The 16197-nt window shown below is 68.7% G+C and carries 16 protein-coding genes; 8 read left to right on the top strand and 8 right to left on the bottom strand.

Annotated features, from left to right (window positions below; translation table 11 throughout):
• Positions 1 to 9 precede the first annotated feature (9 nt).
• Positions 10 to 507 carry a VOC family protein gene (locus tag ITJ49_RS08200; RefSeq protein ID WP_194603803.1) on the bottom strand — a complete coding sequence of 166 codons (498 nt, stop codon included), beginning with the start codon at positions 505 to 507 and terminating at the stop codon, positions 10 to 12.
• A 72-nt stretch (positions 508 to 579) separates the two neighbouring features.
• Here ITJ49_RS08200 and ITJ49_RS08195 point away from each other — a divergent pair, with 72 nt between their 5' ends.
• On the top strand, positions 580 to 1404 hold the full coding sequence (locus ITJ49_RS08195; RefSeq protein WP_194603801.1) for a hypothetical protein: 825 nt from the start codon (positions 580 to 582) through the stop codon (positions 1402 to 1404).
• 6 nt (positions 1405 to 1410) lie between these two features.
• On the opposite strand, the gene ITJ49_RS08190 is transcribed toward ITJ49_RS08195, so the two are convergent.
• Both ITJ49_RS08190 and ITJ49_RS08185 read right to left on the bottom strand, forming a co-directional pair.
• A complete protein-coding gene (locus ITJ49_RS08190; RefSeq protein WP_194603799.1) occupies positions 1411 to 1875 on the bottom strand; it encodes an SUKH-4 family immunity protein in 465 nt (154 codons plus the stop codon).
• Positions 1876 to 2058: 183 nt separating this feature from the next.
• Positions 2059 to 2271, bottom strand: a complete 213-nt coding sequence (locus ITJ49_RS08185; protein WP_194603797.1) for a DUF1653 domain-containing protein — start codon at positions 2269 to 2271, stop codon at positions 2059 to 2061.
• Between the two features lie 150 nt (positions 2272 to 2421).
• Here ITJ49_RS08185 and ITJ49_RS08180 point away from each other — a divergent pair, with 150 nt between their 5' ends.
• From ITJ49_RS08180 to ITJ49_RS08160, 5 genes are all read left to right on the top strand, one after another.
• Positions 2422 to 3447, top strand: coding sequence for a substrate-binding domain-containing protein (locus ITJ49_RS08180; RefSeq protein WP_370544421.1), 1026 nt, complete (start codon positions 2422 to 2424; stop codon positions 3445 to 3447).
• A 168-nt stretch (positions 3448 to 3615) separates the two neighbouring features.
• Entirely contained in the window at positions 3616 to 5262 is a 1647-nt protein-coding gene (locus ITJ49_RS08175; protein WP_194603793.1) for a xylulokinase, read from the top strand.
• A complete protein-coding gene (locus ITJ49_RS08170; RefSeq protein WP_194603790.1) occupies positions 5259 to 5981 on the top strand; it encodes an L-ribulose-5-phosphate 4-epimerase in 723 nt (240 codons plus the stop codon). Before ITJ49_RS08175 ends, ITJ49_RS08170 begins: the two co-directional genes overlap by 4 nt.
• The gene (gene araA, locus ITJ49_RS08165; protein ID WP_055959878.1) at positions 5978 to 7492 is read left to right on the top strand and encodes an L-arabinose isomerase; all 1515 of its coding nucleotides are present in this window, start codon (positions 5978 to 5980) and stop codon (positions 7490 to 7492) included. Before ITJ49_RS08170 ends, araA begins: the two co-directional genes overlap by 4 nt.
• A gap of 56 nt (positions 7493 to 7548) precedes the next feature.
• Positions 7549 to 8982 carry a glycosyltransferase family 87 protein gene (locus tag ITJ49_RS08160; RefSeq protein ID WP_194603787.1) on the top strand — a complete coding sequence of 478 codons (1434 nt, stop codon included), beginning with the start codon at positions 7549 to 7551 and terminating at the stop codon, positions 8980 to 8982.
• Positions 8983 to 8992: 10 nt separating this feature from the next.
• Here the strand turns inward: ITJ49_RS08160 and ITJ49_RS08155 are convergent, their stop codons facing one another.
• From ITJ49_RS08155 to ITJ49_RS08135, 5 genes are all read right to left on the bottom strand, one after another.
• On the bottom strand, positions 8993 to 10381 hold the full coding sequence (locus ITJ49_RS08155; protein ID WP_228514197.1) for an O-acetylhomoserine aminocarboxypropyltransferase/cysteine synthase family protein: 1389 nt from the start codon (positions 10379 to 10381) through the stop codon (positions 8993 to 8995).
• 228 nt (positions 10382 to 10609) lie between these two features.
• On the bottom strand, positions 10610 to 11317 hold the full coding sequence (locus tag ITJ49_RS08150) for a GntR family transcriptional regulator (RefSeq protein WP_194603784.1): 708 nt from the start codon (positions 11315 to 11317) through the stop codon (positions 10610 to 10612).
• The gene (locus ITJ49_RS08145; RefSeq protein WP_194603781.1) at positions 11298 to 11999 is read right to left on the bottom strand and encodes a GntR family transcriptional regulator; all 702 of its coding nucleotides are present in this window, start codon (positions 11997 to 11999) and stop codon (positions 11298 to 11300) included. Before ITJ49_RS08145 ends, ITJ49_RS08150 begins: the two co-directional genes overlap by 20 nt.
• Positions 12000 to 12272: 273 nt before the next feature.
• A complete protein-coding gene (locus ITJ49_RS08140) occupies positions 12273 to 12959 on the bottom strand; it encodes an endonuclease/exonuclease/phosphatase family protein (protein WP_228514196.1) in 687 nt (228 codons plus the stop codon).
• Between the two features lie 77 nt (positions 12960 to 13036).
• A complete protein-coding gene (locus tag ITJ49_RS08135) occupies positions 13037 to 13663 on the bottom strand; it encodes a TetR/AcrR family transcriptional regulator (RefSeq protein ID WP_228514195.1) in 627 nt (208 codons plus the stop codon).
• 100 nt (positions 13664 to 13763) lie between these two features.
• Here ITJ49_RS08135 and ITJ49_RS08130 point away from each other — a divergent pair, with 100 nt between their 5' ends.
• Together ITJ49_RS08130 and ITJ49_RS08125 are read left to right on the top strand one after the other, a co-directional pair.
• A complete protein-coding gene (locus ITJ49_RS08130; protein ID WP_370544420.1) occupies positions 13764 to 15209 on the top strand; it encodes a DHA2 family efflux MFS transporter permease subunit in 1446 nt (481 codons plus the stop codon).
• Positions 15210 to 15315: 106 nt separating this feature from the next.
• Positions 15316 to 15843 carry a GNAT family N-acetyltransferase gene (locus ITJ49_RS08125; RefSeq protein WP_370544419.1) on the top strand — a complete coding sequence of 176 codons (528 nt, stop codon included), beginning with the start codon at positions 15316 to 15318 and terminating at the stop codon, positions 15841 to 15843.
• Positions 15844 to 16197 lie beyond the last annotated feature (354 nt).

Genomic DNA, 16197 nt, shown 5'->3' with positions numbered 1-16197 from the left:
AGCGAGCGATCAGGCGCCGTCACCCGCAGCCGACGCCGCAGCGGCATCGGCGGCAGCCTGCATCTCGGCGACGACGATCTTGGTCATGCCCATCATCGCCACCATGGCCGCCTGCGCGCGCACCGGATCGGGGTCGCCCATCAGCGCACCCATCTGCTTCGGAATGATCTGCCATGCCAGGCCGAATCGGTCGCGAAGCCACCCGCACCGGCTCTCCGCACCGTCGGCGGTGAGGGCTTCCCAGAAGTGGTCGACCTCGGCCTGGTCGGCGCACGAGACCATGAACGACACGGCGTCGGTGAAGGCGACCTCGGGCCCGTTGATGAGGGTGAAGCGTTGGTTGGCGATCTCGATCGTGCCCGCGAGCAGTGTGCCCTCGGCGTACGGCCCCGTCGTGCCATAGCGGCTCTCGTCGACGATCGTGGATCCGGTGAAGATCGACGCGTAGTACCGCAGGGCCTCCTCGGCATTGCCGGGAAAGAGAAGTGCGGGGTTGATGGTCGTCATGGCGACCTCCTTCGTCACGGCAAGACTGCCACTCCCCGGGCCGGTGGCGCGAGGCCCGGTTACGATTCGAGCATGGCTGACGACGACCGGGGCGCTCTCGACGCGAGGGCCTATGGCCGAGCGGCCTCGGGCGACGAGCGCACAGCAGCCCAGCGCGAGTGGCTCGAGCGGCGCGCAGCCCGGCGGGAGGCAGCGGAGCGGACGGCTCGTCTGAGCGCGAGTGTCGCGGATCCTTCGGTCTTGGAGGCGCAGGACCCCATGGGGCTGAGCGATCGCGCCGACGCCCCCTCCGATCCCGACTCGGCGCCTGTCGAGGTGTCGCGTCGCCGCTTCTCGCGCGGCGTGGTCGCGGGCGTCGCCGCCCTCGCGCTGCTCGTCGGCGCGGGTGTCGGGGTGGGTGCCGCGCTGATGTTCGGAAATGGTTCAGCTGCGATCAACAACGACTCGGCCACAGAATCGGGCTCGACGTCCGACCTGCTGCCGGCGACTGGCGATCCGGCCGAGACTTCGCGTCTCGCCGCCGGAGATGCGGCTGTCGGCTCCGACAGTCTGCAGACGACGCTGGAGGCCGCCGATGCGCTACTCGCGCGTCGCGCTACCGCGGCCGACAAATACCCGCTGTCATTCGACGCCAACGACGTCTTCGAGACGACGTCGACTCGTCTGGTCACGGCAGCGGGAACGAGTGCCGACGTCTTCGTGGCCCGTGCCGCACAACCCGACGGAGGGTTCTGCCTCCTCATCTCCGGGCGGGTCCGCTCCGCGCAAGACAGCTCCGCCTCGGCAAGCTGCGCCACCCGGAGCGACTTCGCCCAGGGCGGGCTGACGTACATGACCCACGACTACACGATCTCGTGGTTCGGCGGACAGGTCAGCGTGACGGTCGGCCCGCAGTAGCGGTAGCTAGTCGAACTCGGGCCGGGCGAGGATCCGCGCCCACCATGTTCCCGGTGCGACCGCGGGCGCGTCCCTCTCGTCGAGCGCCCGGCGCAGACGACGCACGCGCTCCTCGCGGGGGATCGGCTCGGGAGTGGCCGGCGGCGCGAGAGTCTCACCGCGCTGGAGGGCCGCCAGTCGCGCGCGGGCCTCGTCGCGAGTCATCGGGGGAGCCACAGGTGGCCGATCGCCGAGGTAGAACACGCGAAAGGCCTCCAGGAACGCCTCCGTGTCGGCCAGGGAGCGGTTGAGCCCGGTTGCGTTGCGTCCGCTCGGGTCGATGATGAGCACGCGGCCGTCGGGAGTCTCGACGAGGCGCTCGGCGTCGGGGCTCCATACGTGGCCCACGATCAAGACGGACGCGCCGTCGACGGTCTGCCGGTCGGTTGGATCCTCGTAGAGTTCGATCCCGAACCGTGCGTCGCTCACCATCTGCGGAGCGTAGCGCGCTCGTGCCCGGCTGCGCTGGGCAGCACGCAGCACGCAGCACGCCGCTCGCCGGACGACGCGAGACGCTCGCGATTCGTGAGATGGCCTAATCGCCGGGCGCGGGGCGAGATCGCGGTAGATCGCGCCATCTCGCGGTGGTCGATGGCGGTGGGCGCGGATCCTGCGCTAGTCGATACGGACGAACCTCGGCCCGTCGTAGTCGTCGCGGTTGACCCGTGCGGTGAAGTCGGCGAGCGAGCGCACCCAGTGGCCGCGCTCACCGTAGAGCGCCTGGTAGACGACGACCGGCTGTTCGGTCTCGGTGTCGCGGGCCACGAGGATCACCTCGTAGTCGTTGCCCTTGAAGTGGCGGTAGCGGCCGGGGTGCACGTCGGTCATCTCACTGAGGGTAGCCGTGTGCCGAGTGCCGCCGAATGCCCTGCGCGGCCGGGTCGAGAGCGCATTCGGCGCCACTCGGCGAGCCAGGCGCTCTGCCAGACGGCGGATTACATGACAGCTGACGGATCCTCCCCTCTAGACTCGGGCGCTGTGGCGAACATCTTCGACGTGGCGACCGAGGCGGGTGTCTCGCACCAGACGGTCTCGCGGGTCGTCAACGGTGATCCGACCGTGCGACCGGCGACGAAAGCCCGCGTCGACGCGGCCGTATCGAAACTGAACTACCGGCCGAGCGCCGCCGCCCGAGCGCTGGCGAGCCGCAAGACGCGCACGCTCGGGCTCATCTCGACCGGCGGCCCTCTCTTCGGCCCGTCGAGCATCATGCAGGGCTTTGACGGCGCTGCCCGGCAAGCCGGTTACCAGGTGTCGATCGCCAGCCTGCCCACCGACGACGTCACCACGTTCGCGGCCGGGATGCGGAGCGCCGTCGATGCGCTCCTCGGCCAGAACGTCGAGGCGATCGTGCTCATCGCTCCCGACACCGCGGGAATCGACGCCATCCGGGCCGTCGACGTCGGCCGGCCGCTGGTCGCCGCCGACTCGACCGCGAGTGAGGGCCTGGTCTCCGTCTCGCTCGACCAGTACGCCGGAGCCGTTCTCGCCACCCGCCACCTCGTCGAGCTCGGCCACCGTCGCATTGTGCACGTCGGCGGGCTCTCGACCTGGACCGACGCCCGCGAGCGCGAGCGCGGCTGGCGCGATGTCGTCACCGCGGCCGGAGTCGAGCCGCTCCCGGTCGTTCGCGGCGACTGGTCGCCCGAGAGCGGCTATCGCATCGGCCTCGATCTCGCCGACCGTGCCAAACGCGGCGAGATCACCGCTGTCTTCTGCGCCAACGACCAGATGGCGCTCGGCATTCTGCACGCTTTGTCGGAGCGCAGGATCCGAGTGCCCGACCAGGTCAGCATCGTCGGCTTCGACGACGTGCCCGAGGCCGCTCACTACATCCCGCCGCTCACCACGGTGCGGCAGGACTTCGCGGCGCTCGGCCGGCAGATCATGTCGACGGTCGAGGCGCTGCTCGTGCCCCAGGGTGCGCCGCCGGTGGTGCAGGCCGCTCCGGCCCCCGCGCCGGCGCTCGTCGTCCGTGAGTCGACCGGCCCCGCTCCGGCCTAGCGTCGTTGCCCCGTCGCAAGCCTGTCGCGAGTGCGTCGCGAGTGACGCCAATTGCCGTCGGGCGCGACGCTCGGCCGGCATTTTGCGGCACTCGCGTTTCGGCCTCCCCAAGTGAGCGCTCACATGGCAGAATGGCTGTGCCCCTTTGACGAAGACAAGGATGTCTCCATGACCTCTCCCGCCCCGACCGACTCCGCTCGACTGATCAGCGACGGCCGCGCAACCCTCGGTATCGAGTTCGGCTCGACCCGCATCAAGGCCTGCCTGATCGGCGGCGATTTCGCCACGATCGCCTCGGGCAGCTTCGAATGGGAGAACGAGTTCGTCGACGGTCGCTGGAGCTACTCGATCGAGGCCGTCCGTGCCGGCCTGCAGGCCTCCTACGCCGCCCTCATCGCCGACGTGCAGGCGAAGTTCGACGTGGTCCCGACGACGTTCGCGGCCATCGGCATCTCGGCCATGATGCACGGCTACATCGCGCTCGACGCGGGCGGCGAGCTGCTGGTGCCCTTCCGCACCTGGCGCAACTCGTCGACCGGACCCGCCGCGGCCGAGCTCAGCGATGCGCTCGGGTTCAACATCCCGTTGCGCTGGTCGATCGCGCACCTCTATCAGGCGGTGCTCGACGACGAGCCCCACGTCTCCGAGATCGCCTCGCTCACCACTCTCGCGGGATACGTGCACCACCTGCTGACCGGCCGCAACGCGCTCGGCGTCGGCGACGCGTCCGGCATGTTTCCGATCGACCCCGCGACGTCGAGCTACGACGCCTCCATGCGCCAGATCGCCCAGGAGCGTCTCGACGCGCGCACCTCCGGCCTCGACCTCGCCGCGCTGCTTCCCGAGGTCCTGCCCGCCGGAGCCGACGCCGGCACCCTCACCGACGCGGGCGCCGCCCTGCTCGACCCCACCGGCATGCTTCGGTCGGGCATCCCGTTCTGCCCGCCCGAGGGCGACGCCGGCACCGGCATGGTCGCGACCAACTCGGTCGCGAAGCGCACCGGCAACGTCAGCGTCGGCACAAGCATCTTCGCGATGGTCGTGCTCGACGAGCCGCTCCGGGCCGTGCACGCCGAGCTCGACGTGGTCACGACGCCGGTCGGCGATGCGGTCGCCATGGTCCACTGCAATAACGGTGCGAGCGAGTTGGCGTCGTGGGCGCGGGTGTTCGGGCGATTCAGCGAGGCGTCGGGCGCGGCCACGCCCATGGACGACGTCTACACGACCCTCTTCGCCGAGGCTCTCGAGGGCGACGCCGACGCCGGTGGCCTGCTGTCGTTCAACTACCTCGCCGGTGAGCCCGTGACCGACGTCGAAGACGGCCGACCCCTGTTCGTCCGCACTCCCGGAAGCAGCTTCACTCTCGCCAACCTCATCCGCTCCGAGGTGTTCGGCGCTTTCGCGACGCTCAGCATCGGCATGGAGATCCTCGCCGACGAAGACGTGCGGGTCGATCGCCTCCTCGCCCACGGCGGCCTGTTCCGCACTCCCGGCGCCTCACAGCAGCTGCTGGCCGCGGCCCTCGGCGTGCCGATCACCGTCGAGACCACCGCGAGCGAGGGCGGCGCGTGGGGTATCGCCGTGCTCGCCGCCTACCTCGAGCGCGCGTCCGAGACCACGCTCGCCGAGTTCCTCGACGGCGAGGTCTTCGGCGGCAGCGAGGCCGTGACCGTCGAGCCGACACCGGCCGACGAGGCGGGCTTCGCCGCCTACCTGGAGCGCTACCGCACCGCGCTTCCGCTGCAGCGAGCAGCAGCGGCCGCCACCCCCACTCGTTCGAACCCGACCACCCCGAAAGAAGGCGCCGCCTCATGACCGAACCCCAAGGATCCTTCTCTCCCGCCGTCGAGCAGGCGATCCAGACGACACGAGAGCAGGTCGCGACGCTGCACTCCGAGCTGACGAAGTACGGCCTCGTCATCTGGACCGGCGGCAACGTCTCCGGCCGGGTGCCGGGCGCCGACCTCTTCGTGATCAAGCCGAGCGGTGTCGACTATGACGACCTCGCCCCCGAGAACCAGATCCTCTGCGACCTCGACGGCAACGTCATCGCCGGAAGCCCCGGCAGCGAGAAGTCACCGTCGTCCGACACCGCCGCCCACGCCTACGTCTACCGACACATGCCCGAGGTCGGGGGAGTGGTGCACACGCACTCGACCTACGCCACCGCCTGGGCCGCCCGGGGCGAAGAGATCCCCTGCGTGATCACGGCTATGGCCGACGAGTTCGGCGGGCCCATTCCGGTCGGGCCGTTCGCAATCATCGGCGACGAGTCGATCGGCGAGGGCATCGTCGCCAAGCTGACCGGCCACCGGTCGCGCGCCGTGCTCATGCAGAACCACGGTGTCTTCACCATCGGCAAGGACGCCCGCGACGCCGTCAAGGCCGCCGTCATGGCTGAAGACGTTGCCCGCACCGTGCATCTCTCCCGCCAGCTCGGCGAGCTCATTCCCATCCCGCAGGAGAGCATCGACGCTCTCTTCGACCGCTACCAGAACGTCTACGGCCAAGCGCCTGAAGGAGCCAAGAAATGACCCTGAACACCTCTCTCGACCAGTACGAGGTCTGGTTCCTCACCGGGTCGCAGGGCCTCTACGGCGAAGAGACGCTCCGCCAGGTCGCCGACCAGTCGCGCGAGATCGCTGATGCCCTCGGCGCGGCCGCCGGGGTTCCGGTCAAGGTCGTCTGGAAGCCCGTGCTAACTGACTCCGACGCGATCCGCAAGCTCGCCCTCGAGGTCAATGCCCGCGATGAGGTCATCGGCGTCACCGCCTGGATGCACACCTTCAGCCCCGCCAAGATGTGGATCGCCGGCCTCGACGCGCTCCGCAAGCCGCTGCTGCACTTCCACACGCAGGCGAACGTCGAGCTGCCCTGGGCCGAGATCGACTTCGACTTCATGAACCTCAACCAGGCCGCGCACGGCGACCGGGAGTTCGGCTACATCCAGTCGCGTCTCGGCGTCGCGCGCAAGACCGTCGTCGGCCATGTCTCGGATCCTCGTGTCGTCTCTCAGATCTCGACCTGGATGCGTGCCGCCGCCGGCTGGGCCGCGACCCGCTCGATGAAGCTCGCGCGCTTCGGCGACAACATGCGCAACGTCGCCGTCACCGAGGGCGACAAGACCGAGGCCGAGCACGTGTTCGGCGTCTCGGTGAACACGTGGGGCGTCAACGAGCTCGCCGCTGCGGTTGATGCCGCCACCGACGCCGATGTCGACGCGCTCGTGCAGGTCTACGTCGACTCGTACGACGTAGTGCCGGCGCTGCTCCCGGGCGGAGAGCGTCATCAGTCTCTCCGCGACGGCGCGGCCATCGAGCTCGGCCTCCGGTCGTTCCTCGAGGCCGGCGACTTCTCGGCGTTCACCACCAACTTCGAAGACCTCGGCTCGCTGAAGCAGCTGCCGGGTCTCGCCGTGCAGCGCCTCATGGCCGAGGGCTACGGCTTCGGCGCCGAGGGCGACTGGAAGACGGCCGTGCTGGTACGCGCCGCCAACGTGATGGGTGCCGGCCTCCCCGGCGGCGCCTCGCTCATGGAGGATTACACCTACAACCTCGTGCCCGGCGCCGAGAAGATCCTCGGGGCGCACATGCTCGAGGTCTCGCCGTCGCTCACCTCGTCGAAGCCGTCGCTCGAGATCCACGCCCTCGGCATCGGCGGCAAAGACGACCCGGTGCGCCTGGTCTTCACCGCCGACTCCGGCCCGGCCGTTGTGGTGGCGCTCAGCGACATGCGCGACCGCTTCCGCCTCACCGCGAACGTCGTCGACGTCGTCGCCCCCGACGCCGACCTGCCGAACCTCCCGGTCGGACGTGCCGTCTGGGAGCCCCGCCCCTCGTTCGCGGTCTCGGCCGAGGCATGGCTCACCGCCGGTGCCGCGCACCACACGGTCATGTCGAACGCCGTCGGGCTCGAGGCTTTCGAAGACTTTGCGCTCATGGCCGGCACAGAGCTGTTGATCATCGACGAGTCGACGACGCTGCGCGAGTTCCGCCGCGAGGTGCAGTGGAACGCGGCGTACTTCCGCCTGGCTCGCGGCCTGTAGCTCGCCTCTGCGCCTGACGCCACCTTTCGGGCACGGCACCGTCTTTCGGCGGTGTCGTGCCCGTTTTCTGGTGTCGGGGCCGACTGGCGGTGTCGGGGCTGCTGCCGGCCTGCGGCGGCCGCGACATCGACGCCGAGCCCGGCGAGACGGGCCCAGGGCAGCCCGCCCCGAACCCGACCGCAGCCGCAAGCACCTACACTCGGATGGTGCTTCTCGCTCGCGCCTCCCGATCGCCCCTGCTGATCTGGATCGTCTTCGCGGCGGTGCATATCGCCGTGTTCGTCGGCACGCTGCCCTTCACGTTCCGGGGCACGGCCGGCGGCGACGTGTCGGTGTACCAGGGCTGGATGCATCACGCGATCTTCACGGGCGACTGGCCCGTCTTCGACCACGACTGGGTGTACCCGGCCGGGGCGTTGGTACCCATGCTGATCCCGGCGGTGCTCGGGTTCGGGCTGTACCAGGTCGTGTGGCTCGTGCTCATGGCGGTCGTGAACGGTGTCGCGCTGTGGCTGCTGCTCGACAAGTCGAAGCGGCGCCACGACCTCACTGCTCCGTGGTTCTGGGTGGCGACGATCGCGATCCTGGCACCGGTCGCGCTCATGCGGCTGGAGGGGCTCGTCGGGCCGGCGGTCGTGGTGGCGCTTCTCGTCGTCACCGCTCGGCCTCGAGTGGCAGGGTTTCTGCTGGCCGCGGCCACCTGGATCAAGGTGTGGCCCGCCGCGGTCGTGCTCGCGATGGTCATCGCCTCGTCGAAACGGTGGATCGCTCTCGTCACCGGGATCCTGACCAGCGCGGTCGTCGTCGGTGTGGTCCTCGCCGCGGGAGGAGCCCGTTACCTCACGAGCTTCGTCGGCGAACAGGGCTCACGCGGCTTGCAGATCGAGGCGCCGTTCGCGGCCCCGTGGCTGTGGATGACGGTCGCCGGCGTTCCCGGCGCCCACATCTACCACGACCACAAGCTGGTCACCGAGGAGGTCACCGGCCCGGGCGACTCCTGGCTCATCTCGAACGGCACGCTCATCATGGTCGTGGTCATGGCGGCCCTGCTCGTCCTGCTCGCGCTTGCCACGCGTCGTCTCTCGGCGTTCGCGAAGCCGCTGGGCCGGGAGCTCGATCTCGTTCTGCTCGGTGCGCTCGGTCTTGCCGCGGCCTTCATCGTCTTCAACAAGGTCGGATCGCCGCAGTACGTCCTGTGGCTCACCCCGATCGTCGCCGTCGGGCTGATGACGAAGCGATCGGAGTGGCGTTTTCCCGGTGCGGTTCTCGTCATCGTCTGCGTGCTAACGACGCTCGTCTACCCGGTGCTGTACGACGATCTGCTCGCCGGGGGTGTCGGCACGGCGCTGTTGCTCACCCTTCGCAACCTGCTGCTGATCGTGATCTTCGTGTGGGCGACGTATCGTCTCGCGCGGGCCGCGTTCGTGCCCGTCACCCTGCCGCTGTCGACGCGGCCGTTCGGGTCCGAGGTACGGACCACGAGCTACTAGACGCTGAGCCTCAGGCGGCGTCAGCCGCCGGATCCTGCTCGTCGTCGACCTGCGAAGCCTGGCCCTGCGAGCCCTGACCCTGCGAAGCCTCGCCCTGCCCCGCGACGACCACGCGGACGGCCTCGAGGGCCCGCTCCAGTTCGTGTCGCAGGTCGCGCACGCTCTCGAGCCCGACCGACAGCCGGATGGTGCCCGGTGTGATGCCGCGGCCGAGGCGCTCTTCTTCGGTCAGGTGCCCGTGGATCGTCGACCCGGTGTGGATCGCGAGCGTCCGCACGTCGCCCAGGTGCGTCATCTTGCTGATCAGCTCGAGCGAATCGATGAATGCCTTCGACCCCTCGATGCCGCCCACGAGATCGAACGTGACCACGGCGCCCTGGCCCTGCGGAAGATAGCGCTGGGCCCTGGCGTAGTACGGGCTGCCGACGAGACCCGGGTAGTCGACGTTCGTGACGAGATCGTGGTGCTCGAGCCACTGCGCGAGCGCCAGAGAGTTCGCCACGTGGCGGTCCATGCGCAGCGAGAGCGTCTCGATGCCCTGCAGCAGCATGAACGCGCTGGTGGCGGGCAGCGTGGGGCCGTAGTCGAGGGCCGTGACGCTGCGGAGGTAGGTCAAGAAGGCCAAGGATCCGAAGCGGTCGACAAACGAGGCGACCCCCCGGGCACTCGGGCTCGCGATCTGCGGAAAGCGCGACGCCTGCGACACCCAGTCGAACGTGCCCGAGTCGACGACGACGCCGCCGAGAACGGCCCCGTGGCCGGACAGCCACTTCGAGGTGGAGTGGATCACGAGGTCGGCGCCGTGTTCGATCGGACGGTTGAGGTAGGGCGTCGCGACGGTGTTGTCGACGATGAGCGGGAAGCCGCCCTCGTGCGCGATGCGCGAGAGACGTTCCAGGTCGACGACGTCGTTCTTCGGGTTGGGGATCGTCTCGGTGAACAGCGCCTTGGTAGTCGGCCGGATCGCGTTCTGCCAGACCTCGTCGGGAGCGTCGGCGTCGATCAACTCGATCTCGATGCCCTGGCGGGCGAAGCTGTTCGAGAAGAGGGTGCGGGTGCCCTCGTAGAGGCTGGCGGTCGCGAGCACGTGGTCGCCCGAGACGGCAAGGGCGTTGAGCGTGAGGGCGATCGCCGCGGTGCCGCTCGCGGTGAGGAGGGCGCCGGCGCCGCCCTCGAGGTCGGCCAGGCGCCTCGCCACAGCCGCGTTGGTGGGGTTGTCGGTGCGGGCGTAGGCCGCCGCGCGCACCGACCCGTCGAAGCGTCCGCGACCGTCGTCGAACGAGTCGAAGACGAACCCGGCCGACTGGTACATCGGGGGGAGCCGAGCGCCGAAGTCGCTGTCGAGTGCGGTGCCCGCGTGGATCTGCCGGGTCTCGAAGTCGAAGGTCGGGCTGGTCATGGGCTACTCGGCTCTCTGGCGTGGGTCGGCGTGCTGGTGGGCTTGTCGCGTCTTGGCAGGCTAGCCGAACCGCCTCGGGAGCTCACGGGAGGCGTCACACGCGTACACAATCGGCCTCGCGCGGGCCCCATCTGCAAATTGGAAGGAAAAACCCACGGCCGGGAGCCGGTTCATGCCGATCGGCGGGGGTCTGCCCTGCGTTTCTCCTTCCAATTCGAAGGAGAGGCGTCAGGCGCCAGCGAACTCGGGGAGCTCGCGGATCCGCCGGTGGAAGTCGCCGAGTGCCTCCTCCAGGAAGAGGTGCACCCCCAGGGTGGCGGCTTCGGCGTCACGGGCGGCGGCACCCTCGACGGCGCAACGGAAGGCGGTGTCGATCGTCTCAGCCGGGAGGAACTCGGAGAACAGCCCGAACATGCGCTCGAGGTGCGGGCGGAGTCGCGCCAGCGTCCGGTCGAGAGGACCGTTGTCTAGCGTGTCGAGGAACACCCGGAAGAATCCCTCGAACACGGCGCCGGTGAAGACCGTCTCGCGGTCGATGACCCGGGGGTCGGTGCGGGTGCTGCCGAGTTGCGCGACCCAGGTCTGGAGTCGGTGGATGCTCTCGTCCGAGAGGATGGGCGTGGCGAAGCGGACGGCGAAGAGGTAGAGGGCCGACGCGGTGTCTTGCGTGTCGAGATACCGCCGGAGGTCGAGGGGCGTGACCCGCGTGTAGAGATTCGGCACCGCTTCGACGAGGCCGACGTGCTTCAGGCGCAGGAGGGCTGTTCGGACGGTCGCGCGCGAGAGGCCGAGCCGGGCCGCGAGCTCCTGATCGTGCAGGCGCTGGCCGGGTTCGAGGCGGCCCCGGACGATGTCGTCGCGGAGGCGCTCGAAGACGTCATCGGTCAGGAGGCGACGCGGGGACGGCGCGGCGGGGTCAGCGGAGGGTACCGGCATTGCGGTCCTTCTCGTACTCGTCGGCGTCGTCGTACCCGGAGACCCGGGCCATGAAGCTCGTCATCGGCCCGTCGAGGAACACGCGCATGTCTGACTCGAAGCCCTCGACGTCGTGGTCGCGGCATCGACGGATCAACCCGACGAAGAAGGCGTGGATGGGGGCGGCGTCCATCGAATCCTTGAAGCGGTTGACCCCGAGTGCGAGCAGGGGGTCGTGAGCGCGGATGCTCTCGAGGAGCACCTGGTTGTCGCAGTGCTTCAGTACTGCGGCGACGAAGCGGTCGACCGGGGTCGGGCCGGGCGGGAAGTCGGCCGGTACAGCGTGAGCGAGCTCGGCATTGATCGCCTCGACTTCGGGCAGGTGGCCTGCGGGAAATCGGAGAATGCCCCAGTACATTCCGCGCGTGACCATGGCTGACCAGACGGCCGCACTCTCGGCGTACAGGCGCGGCGAAATCACGGCGACCTTCGTGAACCGGTTGGGCGCCATCTCGACCAGGCCGATGTCGGCCAGTTGATCGAGGGCCTCCCGAATGGGTGCGCGGCTGGTGCCGAGCCAGGCGGTCAACTCGTCGTCGCGGAGGCGCTCACCGGGCAGCAGGGTTCCGTCGAGAATGGCGGTGCTGATCGTGACGAGGACTTGCTCGCGCAGCAGGGTCCGCGAGATCTTGTCGTCGGCCATGGCGTCCTTCAGTCGAATGCCCTCAGAGCCGACGTCGTCGGGCGGGATGGACGTGGGCGTTCCAGACAGTACATGCGGCGCCGATCGGCGTGTTCTCGCGGCGCCCGACGGTGCAGACGCGATGGCTTACCGGTGCAAAGAGAAAGGCGGGAGTCTCTTACCCGAATAAAAGAGCTCCCGCCACCGCCGGATCAGTGGCGTCCTCCGATGGTAATCAGATTACCGTACCACTGCAACATACCTGGCTAAACATTCTGCTCGGTATGTGAGCGTTCACACCTTTTCTGCGACGGTCGCGAGCAGCAGGATCGGCCGGTGATCCGACTTGCCCTGGGGCAGAGAGAGCACGCCGGCGATCTGCATCCCCATCGTCGTGGCGAAGTCGAAGTGGCCGCTGAAGCCCGACCGCGCGTAGGTCGGTTCATCGGTGATCGAGAGCTCGTACCCGGTCTTCTGGAGATGCTTCCGCAGCCCCTTGCGAAACCAGGGGTAGTTGAAGTCGCCGACCATCACCGTCGGCACGCCGTCGGCGAGCTCCTTGAGCTTCTCGTGAGCCAGGCCGATCTGCTTGCGGCGCAGGCCGTTCGACGCGGTGAGTGGCGCGGCATGAAAGTCGGCCACCACGATCTCTTCGCCGGTGTGCAGATCGCGCAGTCGTGCGGCAAGAAGGCGCTCGTGGGCCGGCGCCATGACGCGGTCGTGCATCGACTTCATCAGGGCGAAGAGACTCGTGCCGAGCAGTTCGAAGCGGCTCTCGCGGTAGTAGAGGGCAAGCCCCAGGCGGTTCGTCTTCGTCGACGCGGCAAGTTTCAGGCCGAGGATCTCGTCGGGGATGTCGGTGCTGTCGCACTCCTGCAGGCAGAGCACATCCATCGAGTGAGCCTCGACGAGTGCTGTCAGCTCACCGATCGCGAGGTGCTCGCGGAGGTTGTAGCTGACGATTCTCAAATCGGGTTCCATTCCGACATTCTCGCCTCTCACGAGGGGTGTGGCGTTCAGGAACCCGCCGCGTTCACAGGAACGTCATCCGGTGTGACTCACCGTGCCGTGCCCGGACCGGCCATTTCGAGCACGACCCCGCATTTGTCCGCGAAGGCGACCTGCATGAGTTCGTCGGCATCCGGATCCTGCCCGAACGCCGCGGGCAGCTCGATGCCGAGCAGCACGCTGAAGAGCATTCCCTGCGAGAGGAACACCTCGACCTCCGCCGGGGTGAACTTCGCCTCGTCGCGCAGGAAGCGGTAGATGTCGACGAAGCCCCGTCGAGCGGCGGCACCGATGACGGGATCGTTGCCCGACACGAACGCGTGCAGCAGAGTGCGGTGGACCCCGCGCGTGCCCAAGAGGTCGACGTAGCCGCTGCCGAGTCGTGCCTGCATCGGGCGATCGTCGTCGCCCGCGGGGGACTCCAGGATCCGGCGGAACGTCTGCAATAGCAGCCCCAGGGCGCGGTCGAGCACCTCGAGGAACAGCCTCTCTTTCGTGCCGAACATGCGCACGACGTAGGGCTGGCTGATGCCGGCGGCCTGCGCGACCTGGTCGGTGGTCGTTCCGTGGAAGCCGCGATCGCCGAAAAGCCCGGTTGCGACGTCGAGGATCTGCTCGCGGCGATCCGCGGCAGACATGCGCGTCTCAGTCGTGGGGGCTGCCGACGTCGAATTCATACTTGACAGGTTATCAGTCGATTACTTAGTGTCTAGGCATCAGCCGATTAGTAATCATCCGATTACAACCTCCCGGCCTATAGCTCCCCAGGAGAACGTCGTGACCACTCTGCCCGGCACCCGCCGCATTCCCCTCTGGCTCGCGCTCGTCGCCGCCTCCCTGCCGATGTTCATGGCCACCCTCGACAACCTCGTGGTGACCAGCGCCCTGCCCGCCATTCACGAAAAGCTCGGCTCCTCGGTCGAGAGCCTGCAGTGGATCACAAACGCCTACACGCTCTCGTTCGCTGCTCTCATGCTCCTGGCCGTCAGCCTCGGCGACCGGTTCGGTCGACGGCACCTCTTCGTCGGAGGCATCGTCGTCTTCACCGTGGCGTCGGCGCTCGCCGCTCTCAGCACCTCCTCCGAAATGCTCATCGCCTGGCGCGCCCTCGAAGGGGCCGGAGCCGCCGCCGTCATGCCGCTCTCGCTCACCCTCCTCGTCGGTTCCGTGTCCGACAAGGCGCGGCCGGTGGCCATCGGCATCTGGAGCGGCGTCTCGGGCCTCGGAGTCGCCCTCGGCCCGTTGATCGGCGGTGCCGTGGTCGAGAGCTGGAGCTGGGAGTCGATCTTCTGGCTGAACGTGCCGATCGGCATCATCGCCGTGCCACTCGCCCTCTACGCGCTGCCGAACACGGTGGGGGAGCGGGTTCGAGCCGACGTCGTGGGTGTGCTGCTCGCGGGTGCCGGGATCCTCGGGGTCGTCTACGGGGTCGTCCGCGGCAACGACGCGGGCTGGTCGAGCACCGAGGTGCTGGCAGCCCTCATCGCCGGCGCCGCACTGCTCATCGGCTTCGTGGTGTGGGAGTCGAGGGTCGAGGCTCCGCTGCTTCCGCTCCGCCTCTTCCGCGACCGTAGCTTCACCCTCGCGAACCTGGTGGCCATGACCTTCAGCTTCGGGGCCTTCGGCGCGGTCTTCATCCTGATCCAGTTCTTGCAGGTGGTGCAGGGCAAGTCGCCGCTCGAGGCCGGAATCGCGACGATGCCCTGGACCCTGGCGCCGATGGTGGTCGCCCCGCTGACCGGAATCATCGCACCGCGCGTCGGCACGCGGCTCTTGATCGTGGTGGGGCTGCTGTTCCTCTCGGCGGGCCTCTTCGAGATCGGTCTCACGATGAACGCCGACGTCGCCTACCTCACCCTCTTGCCTGGATTCGTGCTCGCCGGAATCGGCATGGGCCTCGTCTTCGCGCCCATCTCGACGGCCGTGCTCGTCAACATGGCCCCGGCCGATCACGCCAAGGCCACCGGAACGAACTCTACACTGCGCGAGATCGGCGTGGCGCTCGGCATCGCGGTGCTCACCGCGGTGTTCGTCGGGGCGGGCGGGGAGCTGACCCCGACCGGCTATGTGTCGGCGGCTGTGCCTGCCGTGCTGGTCGGCGCGAGCGTGCTACTCGGATCGGCGCTGCTGGCGGCGCTGCTGCCCTCGGGCATCGTGCGTCGGGAGCAGGCGCCGGTCGAGGTCGGGGTGGCCGCGGATCCTGAGTTGGTCTCTGCCCGCTAGGGCCTAGCGACTCCGAACGGACTACCAGGCCTGCCGCGGAGGGTCGGGTAGTCCGTTCGGCGTCTGCGTGGGGGAGCGCCTCGACAGGAGGCGGCAGAATAGTCGGGTGAGTAATGCCGCACAGAACCCCGCCCCCGCCGCCTCCGGCTCGTTGCTTCGGGTCGAGCACGTCGAGTGGAACGATCCCCGCGCCGAACGCCTCCGCGCCGACATGGACGCCGAGATGAGCATCCGGTACGCCGGCCGCGACGCCGGGAAAACACCCGAGCAGGAGGCCGCGCTGCACCGGGCGCTGTCGGTCGATCCGGCCGGCGTCTTCGTCACCATCCTGATCAGCGACGCCGACGGTGTTCCTGTCGGGCACGCTGCGCTCCGTGATCTGCGCGGCGACTGGGAGATGAAGCGAGTCATCGTCGACTCGTCACGCCGCGGCTCCGGCATCGGCGCGCGCCTCATGGCCGAACTCGAGGCGGCCGCGCGGGCCGGTGGGGCGTCGCGCATCATCCTGCAGACCGGCGACATGCAGCCCGACGCCGTGCGGCTGTACGAGCGCTCCGGGTACACACCGATCCCCACCTACGACCCTTACATCACGACGATCCCGTTCAGCATCTGCTTCGAGAAGGTGCTGTAGCTCCGCCCTCTCTTGCTTCTGTTTGCAAAATCGAAGGAGATCCGCGTTCGCAACCCCGCCGGATCCTTGATTTTGCGTCTCTGCGTGCGTGTTTCTCCTTCGAATTTGCAGCCGCAGCCGCAGCAGGGGCTCAGGATCCGCGCCCGGCGTTCGCGCATCAGGAGTTCAGTCGCGTGCGCCACGTACTTTCACGTGAGCGCGCTCGCCCTGCGCCTGCATGCCTGAAGTGTGAGCGGCGGTCGCGCGTCAGGAGTGTGGGCGCGTGCGCCTCGTACTTTCACGTGAGTGTGCGGGCCCTGCGCCTGCATGCCTGAAGCGCGAGCGGCGTTCGCGCATCAGGAGTGTGGGCGCGCA

The organism is Frondihabitans sp. VKM Ac-2883 (assembly GCF_015350875.1).
GTDB lineage: Bacteria > Actinomycetota > Actinomycetes > Actinomycetales > Microbacteriaceae > Frondihabitans.
The sequence above is the reverse complement of the archived record's forward strand: the minus strand, read 5'-3'. Positions and strand labels throughout refer to the sequence as shown.

What these genes read in the sequence shown, in the direction of transcription:
- ITJ49_RS08200 (WP_194603803.1), bottom strand. Translation starts at nt 507, where the DNA reads ATGACGACCATCAACCCCGCACTTCTCTTTCCCGGCAATGCCGAGGAG.
- ITJ49_RS08195 (WP_194603801.1), top strand. Translation starts at nt 580, where the DNA reads ATGGCTGACGACGACCGGGGCGCTCTCGACGCGAGGGCCTATGGCCGA.
- ITJ49_RS08190 (WP_194603799.1), bottom strand. Translation starts at nt 1,875, where the DNA reads ATGGTGAGCGACGCACGGTTCGGGATCGAACTCTACGAGGATCCAACC.
- ITJ49_RS08185 (WP_194603797.1), bottom strand. Translation starts at nt 2,271, where the DNA reads ATGACCGACGTGCACCCCGGCCGCTACCGCCACTTCAAGGGCAACGAC.
- ITJ49_RS08175 (WP_194603793.1), top strand. Translation starts at nt 3,616, where the DNA reads ATGACCTCTCCCGCCCCGACCGACTCCGCTCGACTGATCAGCGACGGC.
- ITJ49_RS08170 (WP_194603790.1), top strand. Translation starts at nt 5,259, where the DNA reads ATGACCGAACCCCAAGGATCCTTCTCTCCCGCCGTCGAGCAGGCGATC.
- araA (WP_055959878.1), top strand. Translation starts at nt 5,978, where the DNA reads ATGACCCTGAACACCTCTCTCGACCAGTACGAGGTCTGGTTCCTCACC.
- ITJ49_RS08155 (WP_228514197.1), bottom strand. Translation starts at nt 10,381, where the DNA reads ATGACCAGCCCGACCTTCGACTTCGAGACCCGGCAGATCCACGCGGGC.
- ITJ49_RS08150 (WP_194603784.1), bottom strand. Translation starts at nt 11,317, where the DNA reads ATGCCGGTACCCTCCGCTGACCCCGCCGCGCCGTCCCCGCGTCGCCTC.
- ITJ49_RS08145 (WP_194603781.1), bottom strand. Translation starts at nt 11,999, where the DNA reads ATGGCCGACGACAAGATCTCGCGGACCCTGCTGCGCGAGCAAGTCCTC.
- ITJ49_RS08140 (WP_228514196.1), bottom strand. Translation starts at nt 12,959, where the DNA reads ATGGAACCCGATTTGAGAATCGTCAGCTACAACCTCCGCGAGCACCTC.
- ITJ49_RS08135 (WP_228514195.1), bottom strand. Translation starts at nt 13,663, where the DNA reads ATGAATTCGACGTCGGCAGCCCCCACGACTGAGACGCGCATGTCTGCC.